At 50.6% G+C, this 24,263-nt stretch carries 22 protein-coding genes; 15 read left to right on the top strand and 7 right to left on the bottom strand.

From position 1 onward, the window contains the following. The first annotated feature begins 4 nt into the window (after positions 1–4). The 3 genes from IQ256_RS18395 (at position 5) to IQ256_RS18385 (ending at position 1,499) form a co-directional block, all read left to right on the top strand. A complete protein-coding gene (locus IQ256_RS18395; RefSeq protein ID WP_193857012.1) occupies positions 5–457 on the top strand; it encodes a tetratricopeptide repeat protein in 453 nt (150 codons plus the stop codon). 45 nt (positions 458–502) lie between these two features. Next, positions 503–697 (top strand): tetratricopeptide repeat protein, encoded by a 195-nt coding sequence (locus IQ256_RS30465; protein WP_193857021.1) that lies wholly within the window; start codon positions 503–505, stop codon positions 695–697. 241 nt (positions 698–938) lie between these two features. Then, the gene (locus IQ256_RS18385) at positions 939–1,499 is read left to right on the top strand and encodes a recombinase family protein (RefSeq protein ID WP_193857011.1); all 561 of its coding nucleotides are present in this window, start codon (positions 939–941) and stop codon (positions 1,497–1,499) included. A gap of 25 nt (positions 1,500–1,524) precedes the next feature. On the opposite strand, the gene IQ256_RS18380 is transcribed toward IQ256_RS18385, so the two are convergent. From IQ256_RS18380 to IQ256_RS18370, 3 genes are all read right to left on the bottom strand, one after another. Further along, positions 1,525–1,932 (bottom strand): hypothetical protein, encoded by a 408-nt coding sequence (locus IQ256_RS18380; RefSeq protein ID WP_193857010.1) that lies wholly within the window; start codon positions 1,930–1,932, stop codon positions 1,525–1,527. A gap of 12 nt (positions 1,933–1,944) precedes the next feature. Next, entirely contained in the window at positions 1,945–2,310 is a 366-nt protein-coding gene (locus tag IQ256_RS18375) for a GIY-YIG nuclease family protein (protein WP_193857009.1), read from the bottom strand. Between the two features lie 132 nt (positions 2,311–2,442). After that, positions 2,443–3,315, bottom strand: coding sequence for an NAD(P)-dependent oxidoreductase (locus IQ256_RS18370; RefSeq protein ID WP_193857008.1), 873 nt, complete (start codon positions 3,313–3,315; stop codon positions 2,443–2,445). A gap of 140 nt (positions 3,316–3,455) precedes the next feature. Here IQ256_RS18370 and IQ256_RS18365 point away from each other — a divergent pair, with 140 nt between their 5' ends. From IQ256_RS18365 to IQ256_RS18335, 7 genes are all read left to right on the top strand, one after another. Next, the gene (locus tag IQ256_RS18365) at positions 3,456–4,349 is read left to right on the top strand and encodes a LysR family transcriptional regulator (RefSeq protein WP_193857007.1); all 894 of its coding nucleotides are present in this window, start codon (positions 3,456–3,458) and stop codon (positions 4,347–4,349) included. A 414-nt stretch (positions 4,350–4,763) separates the two neighbouring features. Next, the gene (locus IQ256_RS18360) at positions 4,764–7,577 is read left to right on the top strand and encodes a LuxR C-terminal-related transcriptional regulator (protein ID WP_228025050.1); all 2,814 of its coding nucleotides are present in this window, start codon (positions 4,764–4,766) and stop codon (positions 7,575–7,577) included. 135 nt (positions 7,578–7,712) lie between these two features. After that, positions 7,713–7,997: a hypothetical protein gene (locus tag IQ256_RS18355; protein ID WP_193857006.1), complete on the top strand. Its 285-nt coding sequence runs from the start codon at positions 7,713–7,715 to the stop codon at positions 7,995–7,997. Continuing rightward, a complete protein-coding gene (locus tag IQ256_RS18350; protein WP_193857005.1) occupies positions 7,994–8,428 on the top strand; it encodes a DUF6326 family protein in 435 nt (144 codons plus the stop codon). The genes IQ256_RS18355 and IQ256_RS18350 overlap by 4 nt, the downstream gene beginning before the upstream one ends. Before the next feature lie 5 nt (positions 8,429–8,433). Continuing rightward, on the top strand, positions 8,434–9,117 hold the full coding sequence (locus IQ256_RS18345; RefSeq protein ID WP_228025049.1) for a class I SAM-dependent methyltransferase: 684 nt from the start codon (positions 8,434–8,436) through the stop codon (positions 9,115–9,117). Between the two features lie 67 nt (positions 9,118–9,184). After that, complete coding sequence (locus IQ256_RS18340) at positions 9,185–9,871, top strand: class I SAM-dependent methyltransferase (protein WP_193857004.1); 687 nt, start codon at positions 9,185–9,187, stop codon at positions 9,869–9,871. A 126-nt stretch (positions 9,872–9,997) separates the two neighbouring features. Beyond that, complete coding sequence (locus tag IQ256_RS18335) at positions 9,998–10,645, top strand: bifunctional 2-polyprenyl-6-hydroxyphenol methylase/3-demethylubiquinol 3-O-methyltransferase UbiG (protein ID WP_193857003.1); 648 nt, start codon at positions 9,998–10,000, stop codon at positions 10,643–10,645. 299 nt (positions 10,646–10,944) lie between these two features. On the opposite strand, the gene IQ256_RS29745 is transcribed toward IQ256_RS18335, so the two are convergent. After that, on the bottom strand, positions 10,945–13,848 hold the full coding sequence (locus IQ256_RS29745; protein ID WP_228025045.1) for a nucleoside hydrolase: 2,904 nt from the start codon (positions 13,846–13,848) through the stop codon (positions 10,945–10,947). 603 nt (positions 13,849–14,451) lie between these two features. After that, a complete protein-coding gene (locus tag IQ256_RS18315; protein WP_193857002.1) occupies positions 14,452–15,936 on the bottom strand; it encodes an amidase in 1,485 nt (494 codons plus the stop codon). 68 nt (positions 15,937–16,004) lie between these two features. On the opposite strand from IQ256_RS18315, the gene IQ256_RS18310 reads away from it, so the two are divergent. Beyond that, entirely contained in the window at positions 16,005–16,610 is a 606-nt protein-coding gene (locus tag IQ256_RS18310; protein ID WP_193857001.1) for a TetR/AcrR family transcriptional regulator, read from the top strand. A gap of 255 nt (positions 16,611–16,865) precedes the next feature. Here IQ256_RS18310 and IQ256_RS18305 read toward each other — a convergent pair whose 3' ends face one another. After that, a complete protein-coding gene (locus tag IQ256_RS18305; protein ID WP_193857000.1) occupies positions 16,866–17,807 on the bottom strand; it encodes a glycosyltransferase family 2 protein in 942 nt (313 codons plus the stop codon). Between the two features lie 67 nt (positions 17,808–17,874). After that, on the bottom strand, positions 17,875–18,816 hold the full coding sequence (locus tag IQ256_RS18300; protein ID WP_193856999.1) for a glycosyltransferase family 2 protein: 942 nt from the start codon (positions 18,814–18,816) through the stop codon (positions 17,875–17,877). Positions 18,817–18,953: 137 nt separating this feature from the next. Between IQ256_RS18300 and deoC the strand changes: the two genes are divergently transcribed. The 4 genes from deoC to IQ256_RS18280 all read left to right on the top strand — a co-directional run bounded on the left by deoC (position 18,954) and on the right by IQ256_RS18280 (position 23,563). Continuing rightward, positions 18,954–19,670 carry a deoxyribose-phosphate aldolase gene (gene deoC, locus IQ256_RS18295; protein WP_193856998.1) on the top strand — a complete coding sequence of 239 codons (717 nt, stop codon included), beginning with the start codon at positions 18,954–18,956 and terminating at the stop codon, positions 19,668–19,670. After that, positions 19,670–20,773: a DNA repair protein RecO gene (gene recO / locus IQ256_RS18290; protein ID WP_193856997.1), complete on the top strand. Its 1,104-nt coding sequence runs from the start codon at positions 19,670–19,672 to the stop codon at positions 20,771–20,773. The genes deoC and recO overlap by 1 nt, the downstream gene beginning before the upstream one ends. Next, positions 20,757–22,235, top strand: coding sequence for an MFS transporter (locus IQ256_RS18285; protein WP_193856996.1), 1,479 nt, complete (start codon positions 20,757–20,759; stop codon positions 22,233–22,235). The genes recO and IQ256_RS18285 overlap by 17 nt, the downstream gene beginning before the upstream one ends. Positions 22,236–22,411: 176 nt before the next feature. Next, positions 22,412–23,563 (top strand): glycosyltransferase family 4 protein, encoded by a 1,152-nt coding sequence (locus IQ256_RS18280; protein WP_193856995.1) that lies wholly within the window; start codon positions 22,412–22,414, stop codon positions 23,561–23,563. Positions 23,564–24,263: the final 700 nt, after the last annotated feature.

Raw genomic sequence — 24,263 nt, 5'->3', positions numbered from 1 at the left:
GAATATGCGTCCTCTTCTTACGACTGGCCTGGTCATAACGGTGCTTTTCGGTGGGCCAACAACTGCTCTAGCTGAGAGTGTAGACGCGCCCTCTCACCAAGTCACTACAGCTTTGAACACTACAGCTTTGAACACTACAGCTTTGAACATAGAAGATAAAGTCGAAGCGGAAAGACTCGTTAGTCAAGTACCAAGGATTGAGCCCAGCAGTGCTAGCGACTACGCAAATCTGGGAGTCGAACTTCAGCGGCAGAGCCGCTATGAGGAAGCAGAAGCTGCCTTTCGTCGTACTGTAAGTATCAACCCGACTGATACTGTTGGCTACCACAATCTAGGTATCTTGCTGAAGAAGCAGAACCGCTATGAAGAAGTAGAGGAAATCTATCGCGAAGTTTTACGTATAAACCCAGACGATGCTACCGCTCATAGGAACCTAGCAGTTTCTCTTGTAGCCTAAAACCGCTATCAAGAGGCAGAAGTAGCCTTTCTTGAAGTCTTACGTATTCCGCTGGGAGACGCTGTTGCTTACTACAACCTTGGCTATCCATACCACCTACAGGAACGGCTGAGTGAAGCGATTGGCCTTTACAAGCAGGCTTTAGATATTGACGCTGACTTCGTTATCGCACAAGATAAGTTGCAGGAAGCAGAGCGTCTACTTACTTCAAGAAGTGGTTCTACCTCTACCTCTGAATAGTCACGTTCAGAACATTCACGAACCCAACAGAGTAGATAAGAGTGTGTCTTTCTGAGATGCCGTTCATCAAACACGTCGCCTGCAGTATAGATATCTCAGGACAGTCTACTTCCAGCAGTAGCATGTTTGACAGTCTCATTATTCAGACCTTTTGATACTGTGCTAAAACAGTGTCTCAAACCATGTCTCAAAACATCGTTCTCAAAACGTCTAAGATATAAGTAGACGCTTGAGGTAGGTTATGTCAACGGTTGGCTATGCGCGGGTCAGTTCTGTCGGTCAAAGTCTCGACGTGCAGCTCGATAAGCTCAAAGGCTGTGACAAGGTTTTTCAGGAGAAGCGAACTGGCACCTCTAGCACTCGTCCACGGCTGAAGGCTTGCCTAGAGTATGTCAGGGAAGGCGATACGTTGGTGGTGACTCGGCTCGATAGGTTGGCGCGGTCTACATTGCATCTGTGTCAAGTGGCCGATCAGCTTCAGGAGAAGGGCGTCAACCTCAAGGTGATTGACCAAAGCATTGATACAGGCGATGCCACTGGCCGACTGCTCTTTAATATGCTGGGTGCGATCGCACAGTTCGAGACGGAAATTCGTGCTGAGCGGCAGATGGATGGCATCCGCAACGCTAAAGCGAACGGCGTTCTTCTAGGCAGGCGGAAGCACTTAACCGATGATGAACATGTAGAGCTTCAGCAGAAGCGGATAGACGGCGCTCTCATCAAAGACCTGATGGCAGAATACAACCTCTCGAAGGCTAGTGTCTACCGCTACTTAGACGGAATAACAGTCGAGGGCTCCTGATGACATCGCCTAGTCGAAAAACTTCCTACGCGGCGGTGACTGCTTTGGCATCAGCGTACTGCTTTAGCCGTGCAATCGAGGTCTGTTCTACCTTCACTTGGCAGTCATCAAAGGTCACTGAGTCTGGGTCTAGCAGGTGTGCGATCGCCAGTTCTATCACTAGCTCAGTAGGTATCTGTGTCTTCTCTGCGTACTGGATTGCCTGACTTTGTAGGATAGGCGGGAGGATAGCTAATAGGCTGACATCCTCGGCAGTGCTGATGGGTTCATTGTCCAGCGAGGTATCTAGCTCAAGGAAGTACTTGAGCGCTCCTTCGATCACTGCGTTAGCCGTCAGCTCTGACTCATGCGCATAGGTCAGGATCGCTGCCCGAATGTTGTCCGGTAGCGGGTCTAGAATGCAATTGTCTATCGGTGAATCGTTCGGACTCATAGCCTATTCCTTTTAATTGACCCGCACGTTGTAAGGGGGAATTAGCTGTCGGATGATGATCTGCTCTAATTGCAATGATAACCGAATCCATTGCAGACTCAGCGTGACCGCTGCTATCCTCACATCGTCTGGGTTCAGCTTGTCCATGAATGCCCAGCCCAGCGCTTTATGTCCGCCTTTGAAGCGGCCTTTGACACTACCTGACTTACCGACATAGAGGATGCCTTGGGTTCTGTGTTTGACGGCGTAGATACCTGGACTCGGCGGCAGTTCGGCGAACTCTCTAGTCAGCGGGCAGCAGGCAGCGAACGGCGTCTCTTCGAGCACTTTGAGAATTCTCAAAGCTTCTGCGTTGATAGCATCTACAGAATCGTTCATCCAGGTGAAGCAGGAGAATAAGCCATACGAGACGGCTACTGGATTGTACTTGAACGGCCTCCTCTGAAAACCTAACCTTTGTTCGGGCTGCTATGTTGGGGCCTGAGTTTACCAGGGGTGCCCGAATATATCTCAACCAGAAGTCTTTTCGCTATATAACTGGATGACTCCAGTAATGTTATCTGCGCCATAGCCCTGATGTCTTGCCTTTTGAAAGACCTGATGCGCACTTTTACCCATAGGAATCTCCAACTGCTCCTGACTAGTAGCTAGATACAACAGATCTTTTTCCACTAGCTCGATTGGAAACATAGGTGCGAACTTGCGGGCTACCATCGCCTCTGCTAAAGCTTTAGCCGCAGGACTGCATACAGGCGTCGCGCTCAGTATGTCAACGGCTTGCGTACCTTCTAATCCACAGTGCTGCATAAAGGTAATCAGTTCGCTCAAAGCGGCTGCTTGAATACCAAACAGGGCGTTGACCGCCAGCTTAATAGCCATACCGTTTCCAACGGTGCCAGCATGATGAACAGCGCTTCCTAGAGAGTCTAGAACCGGTCGAACGCGCCCCAGAACATCTGCGTCACCACCTACAAAGTAGATAAGGCGAGCGGCTTCAGCTTGGGGTAACGAACCAGCTACGGGAGCGTCTAGGAAAGCACGGTTCTTTAGCTGAAAGTGTTGAGCAAGTGTGCGCGTCCACCCAACAGTGAGCGTAGAACTTTCTATCGCGATAGCGTCTTTCTCTAATCCCTCTAAAGCTCCAACTTCGTCAGCAAGCCATACCTGCTTAGAAGCTTCATCATCGCGCACCATACTAATCACAACCTCAGCCGATCTCATGGCTGCGCAGGGCGTATCAGCAACCTCAGCGCCTGCGGCTGCTAGCGCCACAGTCTTCTCTACACTGCGATTCCACACGGTTAAAGCATGACCCTGCTGCAACAGATTGTTGGCTATGCGCGAACCCATCGCACCAATACCTAGCACGGTAATTCGACTCATTGAAGTTCTCCTGATGTTGACTCTTTTTGAACTCTAAACAGCAGATCTAAAGGCTTCAATAGTCAGTGGTGCATGAGTGTCATGATCGAAACGCACGAATACAGGATAAAACTAGGCAGCTTGATGATTAGAATGCAGGAATGGACTTATCCGTACTCCAAACATTTCTAGACGTGGTGAGGCGAGGAAGCTTCGCTGCGGTAGCACGCGATCGCAACGTAGATCCCTCTGCCGTATCAAGGGCAATTGCTAATCTAGAAAGTGAACTAGGCGTCCGACTCTTTCAGCGCACGACTCGGCGGCTCTCACTGACCGAAGCAGGCACAGTCTTTCATGGGCGAACTGAGCCGTTGATGGATGACATAAGCGGCGCGATCTCTGCGGCTAGAGAGATTTCAAACCAGCCTAGAGGCACGCTTCGCGTCACTGCCTCTGTATCTTTCGGCCTTGCCTGTATCGTGCCACACCTGCCAAGTTTTGAAGCGCAGTACCCTGATCTTACAATTGACCTTGTTCTAACTGATTCAGTCCTCGACTTAGTAAGAGAGCGGATCGATGTGGCTATTCGGCTTGGGAAGATGGCTGACTCGACGCTGATTGCACATCGGTTGATGTCTACTCACTACACTGTCTGTGCGAGTCCTGAGTATCTCGAACGAAACGAACGCCTACAGCACCCTCAAGGGTTAGGCGAACACAGGTGTCTATGTTTTCCGTTAGAAGGATTTAGATCGAGGTGGCTTTTTCGAGATCAGACTGGAACGGTAGAAACCGTTACCGTACAGGGACAAACCGTTATCTCTAATGCGATCGCCTTACTCAACTGCACATTATCCGGAATGGGAATTTCTCTCCTCCCAAACTGGCTGATTCGAGACAACCTGGCTACAGGTAAGCTGATCGACGTTTTCCCAAACCATGCCGTCACCGCTACTGATTTTGAGACCGCTGCTTGGTTTGTCTATCCTTCAAGACGATACCTGCCGCTCAATGTGAAAGTGTTCACAGATTTTCTTCGGCAGCAGCTCCTGTAAGGTTAGTCGCCTAACCCACTACTATTCAGGACTATTGCGGCGGTGCAATGTAGATAAGCTAAGTGTAGCCGGTCTTCACTTTCTGCCTTACAGCCCATCTACATCATCTATCCGTGACACATAGACAGTGAGACGACCTATAAGACAGCTCGAACCACTAGGACCCGTTAGCTACATCGCACCGCCAACAGTGTCGGGTGGTTTTTGAGGCTTCTTGAGACTGTTTGAGAAAGACGTGATCGTACGCTCTACAGATAGAAGAGAGCGTTCGTATCTCTGGTGAAAGATCATTCATTATTTCACCAAAGACTAATTCATTCCAAATTTAGCTTGGTTCAATCGTGGGTGGCACCCTTTATTATTAGGGATTAAAACCTCAAAATCGGAGCAAGTAGCCTTCATGAAGGAGCTTCCTTGACTCGGAGTGTTACCCTGGCGAACCCTGAGTTGAACAACCCTAGACCGACTACTTCAGAATTCCCACTCTTAGAGACCAAGCTTTATCTCCCGAAATGGTCTGCTGACTTAGTGTCGCGCCCAAAACTCATCGATCGCATCTACCCGAAGCGTAAATTAACCCTGGTCTCAGCCCCAGCAGGTTTTGGCAAAACGACACTGCTGGCAGAATGGGTAGCCGCCGTACCAACAAGGCCCGTTGCCTGGGTTTCTTTAGACCAAAGTGATAATGATCCATCTGTTTTCTGGACGTATTTGATCACTGCTCTGCATAAAATTCAACCCAGCCTATGTGAGCGATCGCTCGTGCTATTGCGATCGCCACAGCCACCTCCCATTGAGTCGGTCTTGATGACGCTGCTCAACGAACTTACTTCAGTTGAAGAAGATATTGTTCTAATTCTTGATGATTACCATGTAATCGCGACCCAGGCTATTCATGACGGGATCGAATTTTTGCTCAGTCATTTGCCACCCCAAATGCATCTGATTATTGCCAGCCGTGCTGACCCGCCTCTGTCTCTGGCGCGTTTTAGATCTCACGGAGAGTTGACTGAGCTTAGGGTAAGCGACCTGCGGTTCACACCTGACGAAGCTGCCGCTTTTCTGACCCAGGTGATGGGATTAAATATTTCGGCAGCAGACGTTTCCTCTTTGGAGCAGCGGACCGAAGGCTGGATTGCAGGGCTGCAACTCGCAGCGCTATCCCTACAAGGGCGTGAGGACGCTGCTGATTTTGTGGCTGCTTTTTCGGGAGACGATCGCTACATTGTGGACTATTTGCTGGAAGAAGTCTTGCAGCGACAGAGCGATCGCGTCCGTCACTTTTTGCTGAAAACAGCCATCTTAGAACGCTTGAGCGGTTCTCTATGTGACGCGGTTACCGACCAAACCGATGGACAGGAAATGCTAGAAGCGCTAGAGCGTAGCAACCTGTTTATCATTCCACTGGATAACAAGCGCCAATGGTACCGTTACCATCACTTGTTTGCCGATGTTCTTCAGGCCCATGCCCTGATGGCGTGGCCTGAACAGATACCCAGCCTGCACGGACGAGCCAGTGACTGGTGTGAGCAGAAAGCCTTATTCTCTGATGCCATTCGTCATGCCTTGGCCGCTCAGGATTTTGAGCGAGCGGCAGGTCTCATTGAGCAGGTGTGGCCTACTATGCGTCGGCGTCAGCGACAAACCACTGTACTGGGCTGGACTACGTCACTCCCTGATGTCCTGATTCGCAATCGGCCCGTCCTCAGCGTTGCCTACGCCCTAGTGCTGTTGAACGATGGCCAGTTAGACGCGGTTGAATCCCGCCTGCAAGACGCAGAACGATGTTTGGGAGCAGACGTTGCCGCAGATTTAGCCGCAGATTCACAGGGGCCGCTAGCGGTTGAGAGCGTTGTAACGGACGATGCACAATTACAGTCTTTACCTGCCTCCATCGCCAATGCTCGTGCCTATCGATCTCAAGCGCTAAGGGATGTATCTAGCACAGTGACTTACGCTCAGCAGGCCCTCGAACTGTTGCCAGAAGATGAGGAGTACGAGCGAGGCACAACCGCCGCGCTACTGGGACTCGCCTATTGGACCAGCGGCAGGCCAGAAGCTGGCTACCGTTCCTTTGCTAAGGGTCTAGCAATTTTCAAGCAGATGGGCCTCCCTCAGATGGCCATTGGCGGCACCTTGATCCTGGCACAGATGAGCATGGCTCAAGGGCGTCTCCACCGGGCAATTAATATTTGTGAGCAGTCCTTACAGCTAGCGACAGAGCAGGGCGACCCGGTGCTGCCGGGTACGCCAGAACTGTATTTGGCCTTAAGCGAAGTGCGCTACGAACAAGGCGATCTGGCGGCTGCTAGCCAGCTGTTGCTGAGCGGTGAAGCGCTACGTCAGCAGGCTTCGCTATCGGGGGCGGCCTATCTTTGGTGGGTGGTACAGGCCCGCATAAAAGCCGCTGAGGGCGATCTGGAGACTGCCCTCGACCAGCTCCACGAGGCCGAGCGGCTCTACGCCCGAACGTCTATTCCCATTCCAGATGTGCGCCCAACTCAGGCTTTAAGGGTGCGGTGGTGGCTACGGCAGGGGCGATTGGCTGAAGCGCTGGGCTGGGTGCGGGCGTGCGGTTTGTCGGTGGCCGACCCGCCGAGCTATCTACACGAATACGAACACCTGACTCTGGCTAGAGTTGAGATCGCTCAGTACAGGCGCAATGGCACAGACGAGGGTGTGCATCAGGTTCTTGGTCTCCTGACTCGATTGCTGGCGGCCGCAGAAGCCCAGGAGCGTACTGCCAGCAGCATCAAAATTCTGGTGGTGCTAGCTCTGGCGAGAGCGGCTCAGGGTGATCTTCCGGCTGCGATCGCATCGCTAGAACGGGCCTTAATCCTGGCTGAACCGGAGGGACATGTTCGCATCTTTGCAGAATGTGGAGCACCGATGGAGCCACTGCTGCGGGAGGTAATGGCTCGCGGCATCACCCCCACCTCCTACCCTTGGCAGCTATTGGCCGCCTTAGAAACCTGGGGGTGCCCTCAGGCTGAGGCACCTACGGCTGCTGGCGTCCCTGCTCCTCAACTACTGTTTGACCCCCTCAGTCAACGGGAACTGGAAGTTCTCCGATTACTCAACACCGAACTCTCTGGCCCCGAAATCGCCCGTGAACTGGTAGTGGCCTTGAGTACCGTGCGCACCCACACCAAGCGGATTTACAGAAAACTCAATGTCACCAATCGTCGGGCCGCTGTAAAACGAGCCACAGAGCTAGAACTGATTTAGGAGTTCATCCCCACAAGACCCATCCATAAATCCCCACATCCAGTCCCCACCTATGGGGACAACGGCTCCCCACATCCGTTTGTATCTTTGAGTTATTAACACCAATCGCAATTAGAGCAGGTGATAGCAACTCCCATGAATCAACTACGCAGTTCAGCCGCAAATCATCACCCACTTGAACAGTACGAAATTTGTATCAAGGGACATCTTGATCGTCGTTGGAGTGATTGGTTTGAGGGATTTGAGATCGCGCTAAAGGACAACGGTGAAACGCGGTTGTCTGGCCCAGTGATTGATCAGGCAGCCCTCTATGGACTGTTGATTAAGATACGTGATTTGGGGCTACCACTGGTTTCAGTCGTGCTTACCAAACCTGACAAAACAGAACAGTCAGATATTCAAAAAGGAGAACAACCATGAATTTACAGAAACAGATACTGACAATGGAAACGAAAGCGAAGCTCTCGACGCTGTGGATGTTTTATCTCTTCAATACGATATTTCGGGATATCCATGAATTTATTGAGCCTGGCTTCATTGAACAGGCGATGACCGGAACATTCAATGGAATTCAAATCACAGAACAACTGTTGCTGTTCGGCGGTTTCGTGGCCGAAGTACCGATCGCTATGGTACTTCTCTCTCGACTGTTGCCCTATGGTGCAAATCGTTGGGCCAACATCATCGCTGCTGTGGTTACCCTCGCGTTTGAAATCAATAACGGCACCACCGATCTAGACGATACCTTTCACATGGTCATAGAAATCGCCGCTTTGTCCTTCATTGTTTGGTCGGCATGGCGGTGGCGCACCCCAGATCACAAGCGCTACTCAACCAGTCAGGAAGCATAATTTTTATGAACGTGCCTCAGATGCAAGAAATGAAGAAACCATTTGATGAAATCAACGAGGATGTGATGAACGCTTCAGCTAAGTTTTGGGACAAAGTCGCCGAGAAGTATGCCAAACAGCCGATCGCCGATGAAGCTGCTTATCAGCAAAAACTGGCGGTCACCCGCAACTACTTTCGGCCCGATATGGAAGTGTTGGAAATCGGCTGCGGTACGGGGTCAACGGCCATCCTCCATGCCCCCTATGTGAAGCACATCCGCGCCATCGATTTCTCTGCCAATATGATTGCGATCGCCCAGGGCAAAGCCGAGGCTGAGCATATCGATAACGTGACCTTTGAACAAGCCACCATTGAAGATCTCAATAGTCCTGATCAGAGTCTGGATGCGGTGCTAGGTCTTAGCATCTTGCATCTGCTGAAAAACAAAGAGGCAGCGATCGCTCAGGTGTATCAAATGCTTAAACCGGGTGGCCTCTTCGTCACCAGTACCGTCTGCGTGGGGGACACCATGAGCTGGCTCAAGCTCATCGCGCCAATCGGCCAATTCCTCGGGTTTCTCCCGTTTGTTCAGGTTCTCACCACGCAAGCATTGGCAGACAGCTTGATCCAGACCGGATTTGAACTGGATTACCAATGGCAACCGAGCAAGGGCAAGGCAGTGTTCATTGTGGCAAAAAAGCCTGAATAAACAACTACAAAACTGAACCAAATCAACAAAGCGTCTAGCCCTCTGCAACAAGAGGGTCAACTTAGCCATGCTGTTAAACACAATAAGTCAAACATTAGAACACTGGAAAGCCGCGCCCAGCATTGAGACTCTTCGCTCGATCTACGATGCATCCGCCCATCAATGGCAGAACAATTTAGCCCGTCTCGGTCAGCTCCACAACTATCATTTGCTGTTCAAGAATCAGGCCGTGTGTCCCTACTTGAGCCATCTTGACCAAGCGTCAAAAATTCTCGACTGTGGGGTGGGAACAGGAGCCTTCAGTCTTGCACTTTTAGAAAGTGTCGCTCACTCAGCCCATGTCTCCGGCGTCGATATTTCCTACCCTATGTTGACCCAGGCTCAACAGATTCTGAAAAATCGCTGCACGACTCTCGATTTGAGATGCGGGGATATTAGGCGCTTGCCCTTTGCCGATGAATCCTTCGACGCGGTCATTTTTGCCCATGTCTTGGAGCACATGGCCGAACCCGTAGAAACGTTGCGTGAGATGATTCGAGTCCTGAAACCGGGTGCTCCGCTGATTGGCTCAGTGACTCGAAAGGGCCTAGGTCAAGTCTTTATGTCCCTGCACTGGCACAACCGAGGATATACCTCTAACCAGCTAGCCTCTTTTCTACAAGCAACAGGGCTTGAAGCCGTCAACGCCTTTGACTATGGCACTGGCTGGTCAAGATGGATGTGCCTAGCTGCGGTCGGGGTTAAACCAAGATAAAAAGTCATACTCATTAGTCTATTTGTCGTGTCTCAAAACTTTTAAGACCTTCTGACAGATCCTAGGATGGTTAGGTAGAATCTTTCCTTCTAATGAATAGTTATGTTTTACCCTAAGGTATAGAGAATGAATAAATTGAAAAATTTTTGGGATAACGCTTCAGAAAACTACGACAAGACTGAAGAGCGGTTTGAGTACATTCATAAAAAATCTAGAGAAAATACTAAAAGGTTCTTGAAAGATAGCGACACTGTTCTGGATTATGGGTGTGGGACAGGCACTGCATCCTGTCAATTTTCTAGTCTGATAAAAGATATTCATGCAATTGATATTTCATCTAAGATGATTGCAATATCAAAAGAGAAAGCCGCTCTTGGTAAAATTGAAAACGTAAATTTCGAGCAATCGGATATCTTTGATAAAAAGTATTCCAGCGAATCTTATGATGTGATTCTGGCTTTTAATATGTTGCACACAGTTCCTAGTCCTCAGGATGTTACGCAACGAATAAATGAAATATTAAACCCGGATGGTTTATTTATTTCTGTAACACCTTGCTTGCGACAAAGGATGTCGTTTTTAGTTAATCTACAAATTCAGTTAGTTAGGGTCTTGTGTAAAATTGGATTAATTCCCATTCCTATAAGAAGGATAACGAGCTCTGAAGTAGACGATCTATTAATTGCTAACAGCTTTCAGGTTGTAGAATCAGAAGAAATATATAAAGGAGCTTCTAGCTATTTTGTAGTAGCAAAGAAGTTACAAGAAACATAACGAGCAAAGGCAGCAACGCCTTGTGGGCTGGACGCGCTAACGCGCGCCGCTGCTTTGGGCGTTAATGACATGTCTCACATTCTCTTAACCATTTTGAGAACGCTATTTTGAAACATCATTTGAGACACGGTTTTCGTACGTACCAAAATTCATGCAATATTAGAAGGTAAAACGAATTAACAAGCACCAAAGAGAAAGAAGGTCAGCAATCCCAAATAATTTCAAGACTGCTGATACAATTCAATCTAGTCTGTCTCGACGAGAATCTAGCAGCTATACCTATCTCGAGGCTATAGCTACTAGATCAGTGCCGCTGCTTTTTCTAGAGTGGAGACGTCTGCAACAACTTCAAAGCTGCTCTCGCTTAGCGCTGATGCTTGCACGTTGTTCAAGATAGCCAACGTTTCATTGCTGCTCGCCACGCCTAGCAGCGTACTTGAGCCATCTTGCATTAGCATCAGCTCAGCAAACAACAGTTCTCCTTCGACTAGACCGATCCGGTCGATGCCCACCTCAAAATCAAGAATGGTATCAGTTCCGTTGCCGATGCCAAAGACGAACAGATCGCTGCCACTACCTTTGGAGAAATTGTCGCCAACTAGGGTGTCGTTGCCAATGCCACCCTTAATGATGTCGTCGCCATCATCACCCCAGATGAAGTCATCGCCTACATCACCGCTAAGGATGTCGTTGCCAGATTTGCCACCGATGCGATCGCTCCCTTCACCGCCAAAGATGATATCGTCGCCGCCCGCGATGTTGTCTTGGGTAGAGCGGTTGTTAAGATCGCCACGCAGAATGTCGTCGCCGTCACCGCCTATGATAATGTCGTCGCCGAGATCGCCCGCTACGATATCGTCACCGCCGAGGGCGTTGATAGTATTGGCGGTAGCGTCGCCGAGGAGAGTATCAGCGGCGTCGGTGCCTGGAGCATCCAATAGTGTTGTAGTGACCCGATCGTTCTCTGGATCAGCGCGATAGTTCTCCCCATCAGAGATGAGCGTCGTAAAGACCTCGTCGCCTTCGGCAATGCCGTCAGCTACGACTTCAGAAACCAGCGTGGCTATGGTAGCCCCCGCCGTAATAGTGATATTAAAGCCAGTGGCAACGATGTCTCCGTCAATGTCGGCACTAACCAATTCCGACATATCTTCGCCGATGATTTCGTGTATCCGACGAGTGGGGTGATATTCGTCCCAGAAATAAAACTCGTCGGGGTCTACTCCTGCCACAGTCTCTACCGGAAAGACAGGCTGATACGGATCGTCGACATTACTTAGACCATACGCATCGGGATTAGCCCGAATGTCATCGCTAATTGCCACGTGATCATACAAAGTGATCTCGACGCCTAAGTCTTGGCGCAGCGCCTCTAGCGCTCCGGGCAGCAGCGCATTTACTTCATCTGTAAACTCTGTCGCCTCTTCAACCTGTCCAAACTCAATCACACCTGGCAAAATATCCAAATCTGAAGAGTTCACCACGAAGAACTGTTCGGCACCTAGAGCAGACAGTTGCGATACGCTCTCTGCAATATTCTCAACCGTGTCTGTAGCCAGTTCTTCGACAGTTCCTGGAAGACCAAAATCAGTGTATTCAAACAAGTCATTGGCAGAGGCAAAGATGAAATACAGCGCATCCGAGTCAGCCGTTTGGCCCGACAGATCGCTAGAGAACTGCTCAATTTGGCCTAGAACGCCCGTATCTTCAACGGAATCGAGCCAGCTGTAGTAGTTACCGTTGCCGCTTTTGCCGCCGCCAACCGCATAGTTAGTCAGCTCAACATCCAAATTTTCTGATAGTACTTCTACTGCAGTAGGACCGTTCGTCCAACGGCCTTCTGCATCGTAAAGGCCCAGTGCCGGGTCGGCGGGCAGAATGAAGGCGTCTGGTACGGCTGCGTTAACGGCATCGGTAGAAAGCTCGAACGATCGTCCGTTTTCTGAATAGCTATCTCCAAACGCATAAATTTGCGATATGGCGTCGGCAGCAGCGGTAACAAACTCGAAATTAACAATATTGCTGCTGCCTTCAACAAAATAGTCAACATCCCCAGGCGCTGGGTCGTTGTTATCGGTAATAGGCAAAAACAAGGCCAAGCCGCCTTCTGGAGCGGGTTGGTCGAGGGTAAAGTTCCAAGCAAAAGTGGCCCCCTCAGCCGCTGACACCTCATCTGGCGTAATACCTACGGTGATAGGCTCACTCGATAAGAGTGTCGAAAACACCTCGCTAGTGTCAAAACTAAGATTGTCAAAACTAGGATCTAGAGAGACTAAAGTGTTAGGAGCGAGTCCATCAACTGCCGCTGTTTTCCCCTGGGTATCGCCTGGATCTGACTCGGTATCGACCTCGATGTGTAGCGGCGTTTCCGCAGAGAAGTCGGATTCGCTAAGGTTGATCGCTGCGACCAAATCCCAGACGGGATTAGGATCAAGATCGCTTTGAATAACCTCCAAGGCAAAATCTAAGAATTCAGCGGCGATTATGCTTTCAGGAGTGCCAGTATCTAACCACGCCTGGTAGTCTTGGCGAGTAAATTCAATCTGGTTAGTGGCATCTAAGGGCGTCAGCTGAATCTTTAAACCTTGTTCGCCAAAGTCAAAAACTTCCTGAGCTGCAACAGGGTCAACCCAAATGTTGAATTCACCTTCTAAATTAGTAGAGAAAGGTGGGAACGGTAGAACCGGCAGGTTGCCTTCGACAAAAACAGCACCGCCCATAATCTGAACCACTTCAATATTGTCAACAATTGAAGGATCTCGGCGCAGTGCTTCAGCAATGTTTGTCAGCGGACCAGTCGCTAGAATTGCGACTGGCTCAGGAGAATTGTTGATAGTTTCGATGATCAAATCAACTGCACTATCACGAATATCAATGTTGGGGTCTGCTTCCTCTGGTAGTGTGACAAAAGGAGCCCAAAACGTATCTGATCCATCGCGAATGAAGCCTGGAAACTCGTTGTTCCCTTCTAAGGGTGTGGGCCTGCCAATACCAATGGGAATATCAGTATCTTCTGTACGAGTCAGCATTTTGGCTAGATTGTCAGCAAAAATCTCAGGACGAGCAATGCCCTGAGAGATGGTAATCGCTTGAAGATCAAACCTAGGATTCTCCAATATGTAGGCTAAGGCGGTCATTCCATCTTGACTACCGTCATCATCGAAAATCAACGGAACTACCTGGTCGGACGATTTAAATTGCATTGTTAGCCAATCTTTAACTAAGGATTAACGTTGTTAATAATGCACCCAGGGCAGCACCAATAACGATGCCCTAGACACTGTAGAGTAATACATAACAACATCAGAAGATTGAAGTTTGTATTATCACAAAGCACCTTTCACTTCAACAAGGTGCCGACAAACGAGGGCCGACAAAGGGTCAGCTCACTACGTGGCTCTAAAGTGTTAGCTAGGCAGGCCCCTCACGAAGACCCACCTAGTTAACACTTTAGGGCCAAACAGGGATGGGGAAATTTCTTTTCTAGCTATCTTTGAGGCGTTATAAGTGCTATCTCTTAGCAGCTGTAATGACTTGAAGGTAGTTTGACTGATATGTTTTAGCTACAGCTAAGGAATCTAAAAGCTTAGTTAGAGTGAACTAGTTGCTTCACTTTGTCTATAGGGGTTAGCCGTTTGTGCTACGTCTTTAGTCATGAGATCCGCGACTGAAGCGCCACTTTATCTCTCGATGCTATCTTGCGTGGGCATGCATCTCCACTAAGCGTCAATCGTCTATACTCAGAACGGTTCACTATAGCAGTACGCCTTGCTTAGTTATGTTCTACTAAGAGAATGGTTATGTGGTTACTCTAGATACTCCGGTGGATGTTGTAGCGCACCGACAATATTATCAATCTGTTGTGCAACTGAGAGTAGCTCCATCTCTCGCCATCGCTTACCCACGATTTGCAGTCCAATCGGCAATCCTTCTGCCGTACTCGAAATCGGTATCACAACGGCTGGATGACCGCTTAAGTTAAACGGCATCGTATAAGCTCCGTTCGCGACTGCGTGCGGGTAATTCCTCCCGTCGATATCCACAGCGCTCCAAGCTGGTCGGTGGGTAAAAGCAGCTGTAGCCGCAACCGGCGTCAGCCAAACATCCCAAGGAGCTAATGCCTTGTCCATCTTGGCAGTGAACTGGTCGCGCTCTGTCAACGCCTTGAAGTATCCTTTCAATCCAGGATTCAATAGTTCAGGCAGTACGCGGCTAAAGTCTCCTAGCTGGCGCAGCGCTTTATCTCCTTCAGTCGCCGTGCGAAAAATCTGGACTACGCTTCTTTTAATGTTGTAGCGGTTTACTGGCTGAGCATAGACGTTGATGTACGCAGCTACTCTAGTATAGAGATTCAGAATCTCAGAGAGGTCAAAGTCTTCAGGTTGCCAAGATTCAACCGCAGCGCCCGCTTGAGAAAGTTGTTGCTTCACCTGATGCATTGCGCTGCGAATGTCTGCGCTCACTGGGATTGCTGACCATTCGTCTATCCATCCCACTCTGAGTGCAGAGAGTGGCTTATCAGAAGGAGTGTCTAGCGCTACCGGCGGCACCTCCGGGCGGCGAACATCAGCGCCCGCGATCAGCATGAAGCTCAGTCGGATATCGTCAAGCGATCTTGCAAAGCAGCCGACTGTCATCATCTGCCGCAAGCACAGCGGTTGTCCTGGAACTTCAGGAATTACGCCAGCCGTTGAAATCCGCTTGTCCGTTGGCTTCAGCCCGTACACGCCGCAAAAGTGAGCGGGCTGACGGACAGAGCCCGCGATATCATTACCGAGATCTAAGAGAGATAGGCCCGCTGCGATCGCTGCTGCGCTACCCCCCGAGCTACCACCAGAGGTGTAGGCTATATTCCACGGATTGTTCACTGGTGGAAACAGAGAGTTGGTGCTTTGGTAGTCACCAGCTAGTTCTGCCATATTGGTCTTGCCTAAGATAATCGCTCCGGCCTGACGTAATCTTGAAACGACCGTTGCATCCGTGTGAGGGACATAGTTCTTGAGTGGAACGTAGCCAGCCGTCGTGCGTAAGTTAGCCGTCTCAAAGATGTCTTTAATCGTCACTGGAACACCGTGAAGTGCTCCCCAGCTTTCGCCTGCTGCTAGCGCCTCATCAGCCTGTACAGCGCTCCTTCGGGCGCTATCTGCATCCAACGTACAGATGGCGTTGAGCTTAGCATTGTGCTTAGCAATCTGAGCCAGATAGGCGTCTACCACCTCTACAGCCGCTACGGTACGCGCTTGAATCATTCGTGTAAGTTCACAAGCCGAGGTAAAAACAAGCTCAGACATAGGTACTTACCAAAGGGTTGATAATGAGTAGTATATTCGCATTTAGTTAATAGTGTTAACTAATACCTATGGGACGGCCTAGAAAAGAAGACTCCTTGACGCCGCTAGATGTCACAAACGCCGCGCTCTCCTGTCTAGATAGCGAAGGAGAGGCGGGTCTCGGCGTCAATCGTGTTGCCCGTGCGCTAGGGATTAAGCCGCCTGCTATCTACAAGCATGTTGATGGAAATGCAGGACTTCGGCAGGCATTGGCGATCGCCATCTGGCGCGACTATCTTGCCTATTGCCAGCAGCAAACTGCTGGCTGCACCAACTCTACAACCCGATTCTACAAAGGGGCACAAGCCGCTCGAAGCTACGCGAAGCGCCATCCTGCTCGCTATTGCGTGATGATGCAGTATCAGATGCGACCTACAGACCCAGAGGAAGGTGAGATTATTCAGCGCTCACTGAGCTTCTTCCAAAGCGCACTTCAGCTACATGAACTAAGCAACGACGCTTTGGTCGACTGTATGCGAATGGTGAATGCTGCTATCTATGGCTTCATTATGAGAGAACAGCTAGATCTAATGACCCTAACTCGGTCTGCTGACGACAGCTATCAGGTCATGTTAGACGCACTGCTTGTAGCTATCTCTTACATCAAGGAGAACGCATCGCGAGAGCATATCTAGGCAAACCTTAACTGCTCGCAACTGTTCAAGTATGTTTTGGACCTTTCGAGAAAGCGCCTGTGAGACACGTTTTGGGAAAATACGCTTTCCTATCTTCTCAAAACCTATAAGATACTGTTGGTGAACTGAATATCGAACGCTGAACCTAGGAAAACTTGTTAGTTTAAACAAGGAGCTGAGAACGAATTTGCTGGGTTTTAGCCGCTACCGTGGAGTTCGCCAACAGTATTCAGTATCGTGTACAAAATGAGAAGGTTAAACGACTTGCTTGAGATTGTTCTGTTTCAACTCACTTTGTTCTATATTGTCTGACGGGGCTACTTTGTTGAGTCTGCCGCCGAACTTTAGCTCGTAGAGCTTGACACCGATCTGATATTCGTACTGGCTGAGCAGTCGCCCATAGACGTAGCCCGCATAGCCATCCAAAAAGCCCAGCCGCAAAATATAGAACAGGACAAAGCGTAGAAAAGGCTTGAAGGGTAGGCGAACCCAGATCTTTTTGAGAAAGCGTTTGCGCTGAACGGCGTCGCCGAATAGATTTGCGCCGATGGTGCCGCGATCGCCCATCCCCGTGAGCAAATTGTAATAGACCTGCGCTTCCCAGTTGGAATAGCGATTGTGGCGAGCAAGCCAGTGATACAGATCGCGAAAGTCTTCGTGCAGCATGTCTTCTTGGAGATAGCCGACTTTTTCGTGTGGAATCATCACATGCTCATGGACTTCGTTGTCGCCAGTGTTGCGAATATCTTCTGTATTGAGGTTTTCGTAGCGGCCTTTGGCGTGGCGAAACAGGCGCAGATTCCAATCGGGATATTTGCCGCCGTGGCGAATCCATTTGCCTAAAAAGAACACGCGGCGATTGATGTAGTAGCCGTCGAGATCCGGGTTTTTGATCTTTTCGGCAATCTCAGCCCAAGATTCTGGCGTAATCCGCTCGTCGCAATCTACGATCAGCACCCACTCGTTGCGAAAAGGGAGATTTTCTAAAGACCAGTTTTTCTTCTTGGGCCAGCGACCATTAAAGTCGAACTGAATGACTTTTGCTCCGAGGCTTTCGGCAATCTCTACGGAGCGATCGTCGCTGTCGGAATCGACCACAAAAACTTCATCGGCCTGGGTCAAACTGGCAAGGCAGGCGGGCAGGTTCTCTTCTTCGTTTTTAGCTGGAATTAGAACGGAGACGGGGATAGAAGTCATCAGGGTGGTCGGTAAAGTGATGGGTAACGGGGTGATTGGCGAATTAGGCGGTACACGGAAGAACGGACTATGGCGTAGGCTGACGGTCAATCCAAGAACGAACGACGCTACCTAAATACGCAATTTGCCCATAGGCGTAAGCAAAATTGCCAAACTGCTGATCGGGCTGACGGCTGTGCTTGACTGCTTTGTATAATCCCCGCAGCAGTCGTTCGCCGCCCGCTCTGAGCTGCCAGAGTCCGGTTGTACCACTGGCCTGTTCGCGGTAGCTTTCGCTAATGCCCTGCCACCAGCTTCGCCGCAAAAACCAGCCGCGTTTAAGCCGTTCGGGGGCGACGTTGTGAGCGGCTAGGGCAGTGGGCACATAGGCGACTTGCCAGCCATCGTCTAGGGCTAGGCGAGTCAGCTGCTGTTCTTCGTTAGAAAGCAGGTTGCTACCGACTCTGCCCAGGTGAGTATCGAAGCCGCCAATGGCCGTCAAAAAGGATTGGCGGACGGCGTAGTTTAGCCCGCGCGGCGTGAGGGCAGGATCTTCTATATAGATCGGCTGATCGCCCAGATCGTATGCGCCTAGGCTGCTGGCTAAATCGTCGGATAGCCATTCAGGCGGCGCTGTGTCTGGCGGCCAGAGCAAGGTGACTTTGCCGCCAGCGATCGCAACTTTTTCTGCCTGCTCAAAGACTTCCCATAGCGCCGCGAGCCAGCCGTCGCTCGCCTCGGCATCATCATCTAAATAGGCCAGCACTTTGCCTTTTGCCGCCGCTGCGCCCCGATTGCGCGCGACCGATAGCCCCAGCGTGGGCTCATAGACATATTGAACGTTGGGATGGGTGAGTCTGGACTTGGCAATTTCTGCAGTGCGATCGCTCGAAGCATTATCAACCACGATCACCTCGTAGCGATTGCCGTACTGCTCAAAGCGCTGCTGCAAAAGGCTATCGATAGCTGCACCTAGATACTGCTCACGATTGTGGGTGCAGATAATAGCTGAAATTAGGGGCGTATCCATACGTTAAATCCGCCCCTAAAGCAGGCGTCAGACGGCAAGGTTGTATCAAGATTGCCCCGTGTAAGCCCCCCGTTACCCTCTACTTGAAGGATAATAGTAAGCTGCAACAACGGATTCCTTTCTAGATCAAGCAACCGATGCCCCCTTCCGCCAACCCTCGCTCTCACGATCTCAATAGCCGATCGCAAGCCGCCGCTGAGATTGAGCTGGCTCCGCTGATCGACCACACGCTGCTAGCTCCGGCGGCAACGACCGATCATATTTTGAAACTCTGTGATGAGGCCGAGCGCTATGGTTTTGCCTCGGTTTGCGTCTATCCGGTTCACGTGCCTACAGCGGTCGAAAGGCTGTATGACAAAAAGGTTAAAGTCTGCACAGTCATTGGCTTTCCTAGCGGGGCTACCACCGCAAAAGTCAAGCTGTACGAAGCCCAAGAAGCGGTTGAGAATGGAGTGGGCGAGCTAGATGTGGTGATTAACCTCGGTTGGCTGAAAATGGGTGAGGCTAACCGGGTGCATCAGGAAATCGCCACGATCGTAGAGCTGTGCGATCGCCCGATCAAAGCCATCTTAGAAACAACTATTTTGACCCCAGCAGAAAAGCAGCTCGCCGCTGAGATTTGCCTAGATGCGGGCGTTGATTTTTTGAAGACCAGCACGGGCTGGCAGGGGGGCGCGACTGTAGAAGATGTGAAATTGCTGCGGCAAATTGGCGGCGATCGCATTGGCATCAAAGCCTCGGGTGGCATTCGCACGGTTGAAGATGCGATCGCCCTAGTCCAAGCGGGTGCCAACAGGCTAGGCACCTCTCGCGGCGTGGATATCATCAAGCTGCAGGCTGAGGCGGTGAGCTGATGGCACAGCGAAATTACAAGGCAACGGGCATCAATCTTAAGGGGATGCCAATGGGCGAGGCCGATCGACTGGTGACTGTACTGACCAAAGAATATGGATTGGTGAGGGCGATCGCGCCGGGCGCTCGCAAGCACAAGTCAAAGCTGGCTGGCCGCTCTGGTTTGTTTGTCGTCAACGAGGCGCTATTCGTCAAAGGCAAATCTCTCGACAAGCTCGTTCAAGCCGAAACCGTGCGCTCCTTTCCTGGCCTTAGCAAAGATCTCGCCAAACTCACCGCCAGTCAATACCTGGCCGAAATCGTTCTATCTCTTGCCCTGAGCGAGCAGCCGCAGGAGGAGCTTTACTACTTGCTGATAGAGCATCTGGCTAGAATAGAGGCTGCTACTACGGCGAATGTCCTGCCGTGCCTAGCTCAGGCAACTTTTCACTTGCTAGCCCTAGCAGGCGTTGCCCCTGAAGTGCATCGATGCTGTTTGTCGCGATCGCCGCTAGACATAGACCTGAGTAACCCCAACTGGCGCGTGGCCTTTAGCGTCTGCTCTGGCGGCGCAGTCACTCTCGAAGAAATCGAGCGGCTAGAAAGCGAACACCTCCAAGAGATAGAGCAGCGTATTGCCACCGCCCGCAACGAATTCAGCGCCAATGAAGAAACCGTAGAATATGCTACTTGGCCAGACTATGACTCCGCTCAGCCCTCGGCTACTGTTCCTATAGCGACCCAACGAAATCGCAGCGTTCGCCCGGCGCTACAAAAGCAAGTTACCAAAGACATTACCAATCGCCTCGGCATCGTCACCCATCTTACTGCCGCTGAACTGGCTCTGATGCAGCAGCTTAGCAAGCCCGAACTCATCCTTTCCAAAGTCAGTTCAACATCTGACCCGCACTTTGAACCGATGTCAGGCACAATGAAAGAGGGCATACTCTTATCTAGTCCCAAACCGACCAACAGCACGCTACAAGCTGCTGGCCCTCATCGGATGTGGCGACACATAGAACAGGCCCTGCGCCAGTACGCCCAATATCAGCTAGATCGGCCTATCCGATCGGCTGCGCTTATCGACACCTGCTTTACACCATCCACCCATGCTGCGCGAGCCTGAGCCCAACATCGAAGATATCAATAGCGAATCTATCAGCCACAGCACTCCTCACACTAGACCCGATCAGCCAAACCAAGTCTCACCTGACAAAGTCTCACTAGAACAGTCGAAGTCTCGGCTCCAAAAGTCACAGAGCAAGTCACAAGGCGCAGTGTCTGAGACAGCGGTTTCGGGGACGGCAGGGCTGTGGCCTGTTTTTCGTAATCGCAACTTCCTGACCCTGTGGAGCGGTCAGGTGTTCTCGCAGATGGCCGACAAGATCTATCTGGTCTTGATGATTGCGATCATTTCTGACACCTTCAAGTCGCCCGATCAGACAATTAGCGGCTGGGTCTCTGCCATCATGATCGCCTTTACGATTCCAGCGGTGCTCTTTGGCTCGCTAGCAGGTGTATACGTAGATCGCTGGAAAAAGAAGCCCGTACTGGTGATGACGAATCTGCTGCGTGGCCTGCTAGTAGCCGTCTTGCCTGCGCTGCTTTGGGTGACCAAAGGCTGGGATATCGCTGGGTTGCCCGTTGGCTTTTATATTCTGCTGCTAGATACTTTTTTAATCTCGACGCTGACTCAGTTTTTCGCTCCGGCAGAGCAGGCGGCCATTCCTTTGATCGTCAAAGAAAGCAATTTACTACCGGCTAACTCGCTCTATACCACCACAATGATGGCCTCGGTCATCATTGGATTTGCCGTGGGTGAGCCAGCCCTAGCCCTAGCCGATGCCTGGCTAGCACCTATTGACCAAGGAACGGGCGTCGGTAAATCGGTACTCGTAGGCGTCAGCTACGCGGTGGCGGGGGTGCTGCTATTGCTGATCACAACGAATGAGGTGATCACTGAGCCAGCCCAGTCCTCGAAGGCTTGGGAAGATATTAAGGATGGATTGAAGTATCTGCAGAAGCAGGTACAGGTACGCAGCGCTTTAATTCAGCTGACTGTGCTGTTTTCTGTATTTGCGGCGCTGGCGGTGCTGGCGGTGCGGCTAGCGGAGGTAATTCCGACACTGCGCTCGTCTCAGTTTGGCTTTTTGCTAGCGGCGGGTGGAGTTGGCTTAGCGGTGGGTGCGATCGCTATCGGTCAATTCGGACAGCGATTTTCTCGGCCACAGCTCGGCCTAGCGGGTTCACTCGGCATGGCAGCGACCTTGACTGGGCTATCGCTGGCCCCGGCGCAGATCGGCCCTAGCCTGGTACTACTCGTCGGGCTAGGCTTCTTTGGGGCGATGATCGGCATTCCGATGCAGACCACTATTCAGGAAAAAACGCCCGAAGAGATGCGAGGCAAAGTGTTTGGATTGCAAAACAACGTCGTCAATATCGCCTTAAGTTTGCCGCTGGCGCTAGCTGGAATCGCAGAGACGTTTCTAGGACTAAGAGCCGTATTTGGCCTGCTAGCGATGATGGTGGCCATTGGCGGATTTTTCACTTGGTCTTTGGTGAAAGCGGCGGCAAAGAAAACCGCCTGATATTCAGCCTGATATCTATCTGAGATTCGTTTAATGGCTGAGCGATGGGTATGTCGTTTTAAAGAACTGATCCCCGAATAGTCATAGCCTCTACACAATATGCATATACTGCTAGTAGCTAATAAGTGGTTTCACTTACGCTCTAGAACGGTTTAAGAAGCGCTTTGAAGAACTAGATGCATATTGCGTGGCTCGGTAAAAAATCTCCTTTTTGCGGCAATGTTACCTATGGCAAAGAGATTACGAATGCTCTACTCGATCGGGGCCACCGGGTTACTTTTCTACATTTTGCTCAGCCAGACGACACCGCCGAAGATTCTGTGAGCTATGAGGAGGTGTCACTACCTTTCATTTTTAAGTCGCAGATTTTAACGATTCCAGCGTTGGGTTCAGCCAAACTGCTCAGCGAAACGCTGCAAAAGCTACGGCCCGATGTGGTACATGCTTCACTGATTCTATCGCCGCTAGATCTCAAGCTACCGGAGATCTGTCAGGATCTAGGCATTCCGCTGGTAGCGACGTTTCATCCAGCCTTTGACAGCAAGCGGCGCAACCTTTCCTCTAGCACGCAGCATCTGGCCTATCAGGTCTATGCGCCGCGCCTAGCTAACTATGACCGGGTGATTGTTTTTTCTCAGGTGCAGCGGGCGCTGCTAGTAAAGCTGGGCGTGCCTGCAGCGCGAGTAGCGGTGATTCCAAACGGCGTGGATATCTCTCGGTATGCGCCAGGACGATCGAGTATCAAGCAGCGGTTAGACGCTCGGCAGCTCTACGTATATCAGGGCAGGCTGTCGATGGAGAAGAATGTAGAGTCGCTGCTAAAGGGCTGGCGAGCGGCGAATATGCACGAGCAAGACAAGCTAGTGATCGTTGGCAGCGGGCCGCTAGAAGCTTCGCTGAGGGCCTTCTATGCAGACAAAAGTATTGTGTGGCTGGGCTTCGTGGCCAACGAGGATCAGCGGATTGAGATTTTGCAGGGTGCGGACGGGTTTATTTTGCCATCCTTGGTAGAAGGGCTATCGCTGTCGCTATTAGAAGCGATGGCCTGTGGCACTGCCTGCGTAGCGACCGATGCTGGCGCTGATGGAGAAGTGCTAGACCAGGGCGCGGGGGTGATTTTGAATACGCAGAAAGTCTCTAGCCAGTTGCAGACGCTGTTTCCCTTGTTCAGAGAGCATCCAGATATTACGGCTCTGCTAGGGAAGAAGGCGCGATCGCGTGTCCTAGAACGCTACACCCTCAGTCGCAACATCACCTTACTAGAGCAGCTATACGGCACAATAGCGACCCCCGCCAGAAATCACTACACGCTGAGCAAAGGCGCTTGATCGGTAAATAGCGATAGAAGGAGCTTGTCTTAGTTGGTGCGATCGCTGAACCACGAAAAGATCGCAGTGACAGCATTACCAACTGTACTCGTAACAAGCCTGATATCTTTTTAGCCGACTACAGCATTTCTCGGATGCACACTCACAAGTGATGCTCGAAGATAAGTATGTCACTGGTGAGTAGGGTGGGTCATCTGATATTCACTTCACAGTCCAGTTTGTCTCTGGCTATCGCGATCGCTACTATCTAAATGCCTCAGGACATCGCCTGTCAGTGTTGGAAATAAGCGTAGCTTTTGACGCAAAAGCTTATCTACACAATAAAAAAGGCAAGAATATGGATCTGTTAGGTAGCTCATTGAGCCGGATAACCCGATGGATGAAAAAGTTTCAACCGGAATACATGGAGTCTTTTATTCCAGGCTTGTCTCGGCAAGAAATCTATGATCACTGATCACCACTGAATGTTCCTATATCCGAAGAGATCTACGAACTGTATCAATGGAGAAACGGAAGAAGGCCTCGGCCATTTATAGATTGTACTTTCGGCCCTAGTCTCTACGAGTTCCTCCCTATAGAGTCCATTTGAGATCTTTTACGAAATACGCGAGACTGCTAGGAACCGTCTATCTCAGTGAATATGGCCTACTCCAGCAGTCTGACAGATACCGAATGGGAAATTCTAGAACCGCTGTTGCCA

Source organism: cf. Phormidesmis sp. LEGE 11477 (assembly GCF_015207105.1).
GTDB lineage: Bacteria > Cyanobacteriota > Cyanobacteriia > Phormidesmidales > Phormidesmidaceae > Phormidesmis.
This window is presented reverse-complemented; position numbering and strand designations above follow the sequence as displayed.

Excerpts from the sequence above, each read along its gene's own strand:
- IQ256_RS18395 (WP_193857012.1), top strand. The coding sequence starts at position 5 with ATGCGTCCTCTTCTTACGACTGGCCTGGTCATAACGGTGCTTTTCGGT.
- IQ256_RS18385 (WP_193857011.1), top strand. The coding sequence starts at position 939 with ATGTCAACGGTTGGCTATGCGCGGGTCAGTTCTGTCGGTCAAAGTCTC.
- IQ256_RS18380 (WP_193857010.1), bottom strand. The coding sequence starts at position 1,932 with ATGAGTCCGAACGATTCACCGATAGACAATTGCATTCTAGACCCGCTA.
- IQ256_RS18375 (WP_193857009.1), bottom strand. The coding sequence starts at position 2,310 with ATGAACGATTCTGTAGATGCTATCAACGCAGAAGCTTTGAGAATTCTC.
- IQ256_RS18370 (WP_193857008.1), bottom strand. The coding sequence starts at position 3,315 with ATGAGTCGAATTACCGTGCTAGGTATTGGTGCGATGGGTTCGCGCATA.
- IQ256_RS18365 (WP_193857007.1), top strand. The coding sequence starts at position 3,456 with ATGGACTTATCCGTACTCCAAACATTTCTAGACGTGGTGAGGCGAGGA.
- IQ256_RS18355 (WP_193857006.1), top strand. The coding sequence starts at position 7,713 with ATGAATCAACTACGCAGTTCAGCCGCAAATCATCACCCACTTGAACAG.
- IQ256_RS18350 (WP_193857005.1), top strand. The coding sequence starts at position 7,994 with ATGAATTTACAGAAACAGATACTGACAATGGAAACGAAAGCGAAGCTC.
- IQ256_RS18345 (WP_228025049.1), top strand. The coding sequence starts at position 8,434 with ATGAACGTGCCTCAGATGCAAGAAATGAAGAAACCATTTGATGAAATC.
- IQ256_RS18340 (WP_193857004.1), top strand. The coding sequence starts at position 9,185 with ATGCTGTTAAACACAATAAGTCAAACATTAGAACACTGGAAAGCCGCG.
- IQ256_RS18335 (WP_193857003.1), top strand. The coding sequence starts at position 9,998 with ATGAATAAATTGAAAAATTTTTGGGATAACGCTTCAGAAAACTACGAC.
- IQ256_RS29745 (WP_228025045.1), bottom strand. The coding sequence starts at position 13,848 with ATGCAATTTAAATCGTCCGACCAGGTAGTTCCGTTGATTTTCGATGAT.
- IQ256_RS18315 (WP_193857002.1), bottom strand. The coding sequence starts at position 15,936 with ATGTCTGAGCTTGTTTTTACCTCGGCTTGTGAACTTACACGAATGATT.
- IQ256_RS18310 (WP_193857001.1), top strand. The coding sequence starts at position 16,005 with ATGGGACGGCCTAGAAAAGAAGACTCCTTGACGCCGCTAGATGTCACA.
- IQ256_RS18305 (WP_193857000.1), bottom strand. The coding sequence starts at position 17,807 with ATGACTTCTATCCCCGTCTCCGTTCTAATTCCAGCTAAAAACGAAGAA.
- IQ256_RS18300 (WP_193856999.1), bottom strand. The coding sequence starts at position 18,816 with ATGGATACGCCCCTAATTTCAGCTATTATCTGCACCCACAATCGTGAG.
- deoC (WP_193856998.1), top strand. The coding sequence starts at position 18,954 with ATGCCCCCTTCCGCCAACCCTCGCTCTCACGATCTCAATAGCCGATCG.
- recO (WP_193856997.1), top strand. The coding sequence starts at position 19,670 with ATGGCACAGCGAAATTACAAGGCAACGGGCATCAATCTTAAGGGGATG.
- IQ256_RS18285 (WP_193856996.1), top strand. The coding sequence starts at position 20,757 with ATGCTGCGCGAGCCTGAGCCCAACATCGAAGATATCAATAGCGAATCT.
- IQ256_RS18280 (WP_193856995.1), top strand. The coding sequence starts at position 22,412 with ATGCATATTGCGTGGCTCGGTAAAAAATCTCCTTTTTGCGGCAATGTT.